Source organism: Pseudomonas sp. P4_C3 (assembly GCF_056402075.1).
The window spans coordinates 1-4,463 of the sequence record NZ_JBFUIC010000322.1 but is presented as its reverse complement, the minus strand read 5'-3'; the positions used below and the strand labels follow the sequence as shown (position 1 = coordinate 4,463).

At 57.7% G+C, this 4,463-nt stretch carries 5 protein-coding genes; all 5 read left to right on the top strand.

Annotation, left to right across the window (positions count from 1 at the left end):
* Positions 1 to 632, top strand: a 632-nt coding sequence (locus tag AC1DVH_RS26715; RefSeq protein ID WP_477756319.1) for an ABC transporter substrate-binding protein, incomplete at its 5' end; no start/stop codon positions are given.
* A gap of 178 nt (positions 633 to 810) precedes the next feature.
* On the top strand, positions 811 to 1,827 hold the full coding sequence (locus AC1DVH_RS26710) for an ABC transporter permease (protein ID WP_077431837.1): 1,017 nt from the start codon (positions 811 to 813) through the stop codon (positions 1,825 to 1,827).
* Positions 1,824 to 2,708: an ABC transporter permease gene (locus tag AC1DVH_RS26705; RefSeq protein ID WP_477756318.1), complete on the top strand. Its 885-nt coding sequence runs from the start codon at positions 1,824 to 1,826 to the stop codon at positions 2,706 to 2,708. Before AC1DVH_RS26710 ends, AC1DVH_RS26705 begins: the two co-directional genes overlap by 4 nt.
* Positions 2,708 to 3,739: an ABC transporter ATP-binding protein gene (locus tag AC1DVH_RS26700; RefSeq protein WP_477756317.1), complete on the top strand. Its 1,032-nt coding sequence runs from the start codon at positions 2,708 to 2,710 to the stop codon at positions 3,737 to 3,739. Before AC1DVH_RS26705 ends, AC1DVH_RS26700 begins: the two co-directional genes overlap by 1 nt.
* Positions 3,740 to 3,763: 24 nt before the next feature.
* Positions 3,764 to 4,463: ABC transporter ATP-binding protein (locus AC1DVH_RS26695; protein WP_477756316.1), on the top strand; the 700-nt coding region annotated here is incomplete at its 3' end.

The window sequence follows — 4,463 nt, the reverse complement described above, 5'->3', positions numbered from 1 at the left end:
ATATTTTGCATGGCTACGGCAGCGTTCCCAAGGGGCCTTTGCCCACCAGTATCTGGGGGCATGCCAGCGTGCCTATGGCCTCTTACGATCTGGATAAAGCCCGACAATTGTTGGAAGCCTCCGGTGTACCTAAGCAGGACTGGAAGGTCTCGATGCAGTACATCAGTGGCATCTATGCAAACGCTGCTGAACTATTTCAGGCGACGGCGTCTCAGGTTGGCGTTGAGGTGGAGTTACTCCCCGGCGAGTGGGGTGTGATCTGGGATAAGGCAAAGAAGCTGGATACCGCTCCCAACATGCAATCTATGGCTTGGTGGCCGACGTATCCGACACCCAGCGATTGGCTTTTCAGTGAGTTCCATACAGAAAAAACCACGCTATTCAATCTGTCTCACTACAGCAACCCAAACTTTGATCAGTTGATCGAAGAGGCGGCGGCGTTAGAGGGCAGTGATCGGGCCAAGTCCACTGAAAAGTACGTGCAGGCCCAGCAGATACTGGCCAAGGACGCTCCTGCGATCTGGTACGCCGACGTGCAGCAGATACGTGTCTCCCGCAAAGACATCAAGGGTATGGAAAAGAGCCTGAATCCTGCTTATGAGGCGATTCTCTACTACAACCTGAATCGCTGAATGCTTAGTCGTCTTTGATGAAGTGGTACGTGTAATACCTGATTTGCCATGTAAATCGATAACCAGGCAGTTAGTTAATTTGCCTGGTCATTCCCTCAAGGGTTAATCCGCTTTTGGGGTTTTTATGTAGGGCGTAAGAAGTCAGGGTCAAGTTTTTTAGCCACAAGGGGTATTCCAAATGGCGAAGTATATAGCTCAGCGATTGATAGTGATGTTCTTCATTCTTTTGGGAGTGTTGACCATCACCTTCGTTCTGAGCCGAGCTCTTCCGGGTTCCCCGGTAGAAATGATGCTGGGAAACCACCCCACGGTGGAGCAGATTGCCGTCGCACGGGAAAAACTGGGGTTGGATAAGCCTCTGCCGATCCAATACTTCAGTTACATCGGTGATCTTCTGCGAGGTGATTTTGGCACTAGTCTGCGCACCGGGCGGCCGGTGATGGAGGAAGTGGTCAGGCGGGTTGGCGCGACTTTTGAACTGACATTCCTGGCGATGTTCTGGGTGGTGGTGCTAGGGGTGCCGATCGGTGTCATCTCGGCGGCGCGGCAGAACTCAGTGGTCGATAATGCGGCACGAGCGGGGTCCATCGCAGGGACGGCGTTTCCAGTTTTCATCCTGGCCATGGGCTTGCAGTTATTGTTCTACGGCAAGCTCAACTGGCTGCCCCTGCAAGGACGTATCGATGCTTCCATTCTTCTCGATAGCCCTTTTGAGCGTGTGACAGGCTTTTACCTGATCGACACTCTGCTGGCCGGTAATTTCGTAGCACTGTGGAGCGCCATCAAACACCTGACGCTACCCGTGCTCACCCTGGTCATCGTGACCTTGGCCACTGTCACCCGGATCACCCGCAACATGATGGTGGAGGTGTTATCCGAGGAGTACATCCGTACGGCCGTTTCTTACGGTGTACCCAAGTGGCGTATCCATTACGCCTATGCCCTGAAGGCGACAATGATTCCGCTCCTGACAGTGGTGGGCCTGACCTTCGGTTACCTGCTCGGTGGTGCGGTAGTCGTTGAGTTCATTTTCGATTGGCCTGGCCTGGGCGGCTTCGTGGTGTTTTCAATTGCCCAGAATGATTTCCCCGCTGTGATGGGCGCCACCCTGGTGCTGGCCACGACGTATCTGTCGATCAACCTGATCGTTGATCTCTTGTATCACCTTGTTGATCCGAGGTTGCGAGTCCAATGAGTATCCAAGACGTATCCCTGTCCATGCCCTCGCGAGCCCCATCATGGCGTATCAAAGCCTTGGCGTTTGCCAGCGATAACAAGTTGTTTGTATTCGGCGCGCTGTTATTGCTGCTGATCATCCTGGCGGCAGTCTTCGCCCCCTGGCTTGCACCTTATGAGCCGAACAAGATTGTCTTTTCCCAGAAATTGCTGGCACCCAACTGGGCACACTGGATGGGCACCGACGAGTTTGGTCGCGACATTCTTTCACGGGTGCTTTATGGCGCACGCACCTCGCTGATCATCGGAGTGAGCGTGACTCTGATTGCGATGCTGATCGGGATTCCGATCGGGCTTGTTTCCGGTTACTTCGGTGGTCGAGTGGATACGCTGCTGATGCGTTTCACAGATGTGTTCCTGGCCTTTCCACCGCTGTTGTTGCCGATCGCTATCACCGCTGCGCTGGGATCGGGATTGGCCAATGCCATGTTAGCGCTCGCTGTCTCCTGGTTTCCCTGGTACGCGAGGATCATGCGCGGTGCGGTAGTACGGGTTCGGTCAGAAACCTATATCCATGCCGCCCGTTCCATGGGCGTCAGTCACTGCCGTATCTTGCTTCGCCATGTACTGCCCAATGCCACCACGCCTGTGATCGTGCAGGGGTCCATGGACTTTGGTTACACCATTCTCGCCGCTGCCTCGCTGAGCTTTATCGGGCTGGGGGCCAAGCCGCCCATGATCGAATGGGGGCTGATGGCCGCAGCGTCGCGCTCGCAGTTACTCGAGAATCCCTGGACGGTGCTGTTTCCCGGAGTGGCGATTTTTGTCCTGGTGCTGGCCGTCAACCTGGTAGGTGACGGGCTGCGCGATGTGCTTGATCCAAAGAAGGGGATGCGCTGATGATCGACGAATCCTTGCAGTATTCGACTATTGAGCGTCTCGCCGCTGCGAATAACGACGCAGCTCAAGACCTGGTGCTGGAAGTGGAAGGGCTGACGGTGTCCTTCCCAGGTTTGTTCAAGACCGTACAGGCCGTACGCGGCATCGACCTTAAGATAAGGCGCGGCGAGATCCTCGGGTTGGTGGGGGAATCGGGCTCGGGCAAGTCAATGACGGCCATGTCCTGCCTTGGATTGATGCCTGAGGCCGCTCGGCTGGGAGGCAGTGTCAGGGTCGCCGGACAGCAGGTCAACGGCGCGTCGGCGTCGCAGCTGGCGGTTTTGCGTGGCGGTGGCGCGGCGATGATCTTCCAGAATCCGATGAAGGCGCTCAACCCGTTCTTCACCGTCGGGCGGCAGATGATCGATGTCATCGGCTGCCATCGGCAACTGAGTAAGGCAGAAATCCGCGCCGAGGCGCTGAGCTCGCTGGAAGCGGTGAGCATGCCCGACCCCTCTCTAGCGCTAGCCAAGTACCCGCACCAGATGTCTGGCGGTCAGTTGCAGCGCGTGGTGATTGCGATGGCGCTGGCCTGTCGGCCAAAACTGCTGATCGCCGATGAGCCGACCACGGCGCTGGACGTCACAGTGCAGGCGCAGATCATCGCCCTGCTGCGCAAACTGGCACGGGAGCAGGACCTGGCGATTCTGTTTATCACCCACAACCTTGGGGTAGTGGCTTCGCTCTGTGACCGGGTGGCGGTGATGTATGCCGGCGAAGTGGTGGAGAGCGGTCCGGTGGGCGAGGTGTTCAAGCGACCTGCACACCCCTACACCCTGAAGTTGATGGGCACCRTGCCCAAGTTGGGGCAGGGACCCCAGCCCCTGGGCTTCATCCCGGGGCAGGTGCCGAACATGGCGGCTCCCCCGGCTGGCTGTGCCTTCAACCCACGTTGTGAACGCGCCACCGGACGCTGCAATCAGGCTGCGCCGAGGGTTGTCATCGGCAAGGAGCACTGGGCAGCTTGCCACAACATATTGGTCAAGGTGTGAGGCTTCTTTGAAAGGTAAACGGCTATGAATAACAACAAACAGCCCGCACTGTTGAGCGTCAATCAGTTGCACAAGACCTACGCCAGCCGCGATGGCCTGGTGACCGCCATTGACCACATCAGCCTGGAGGTGCAGGTCGGTGAGACGGTCGCGCTGGTGGGGGAATCCGGTTGTGGCAAAAGTACGGTGGCCGCGACCTTGCTCGGTCTGCTGCCAGCCGATAGTGGGCAAATTCTGGTCGAAGGTCGGCCGCTGCCCACTGATGCCAGGGCGCGGGGCAGGAGCTTGAGTATGGTGTTCCAGAACCCGTATGCCTCGCTGAACCCAAAAATGACGATCAAGGCGATTGTTGCCGAGCCGCTGAAGGTTGCCTTTGGTTTGCGCGGTAGCGCCTTGCACGCGCGCATTCTCACGCTGCTGGGAAATGTGGGGATGGGCGAGGAGCACATGGAACGCTATCCCCATGAATTCTCCGGTGGCCAGTTGCAGCGTATCGCTATCGCCCGGGCCCTGGCGCTGGAGTCAAAACTGCTGATCCTCGATGAGCCTACGGCGGCGCTCGACGTGTCGGTCCAGGCCCAGGTGCTGCAACTGCTCAAGACGCTGCAGACCGACAATGGCCTGAGCTACCTGTTCATCAGCCACGACCTTGCGACGGTCGAGTATCTGGCGCAGCAGGTGCTGGTGATGTACTTGGGGCGCATCGTCGAGGCCGGGCCTGTGG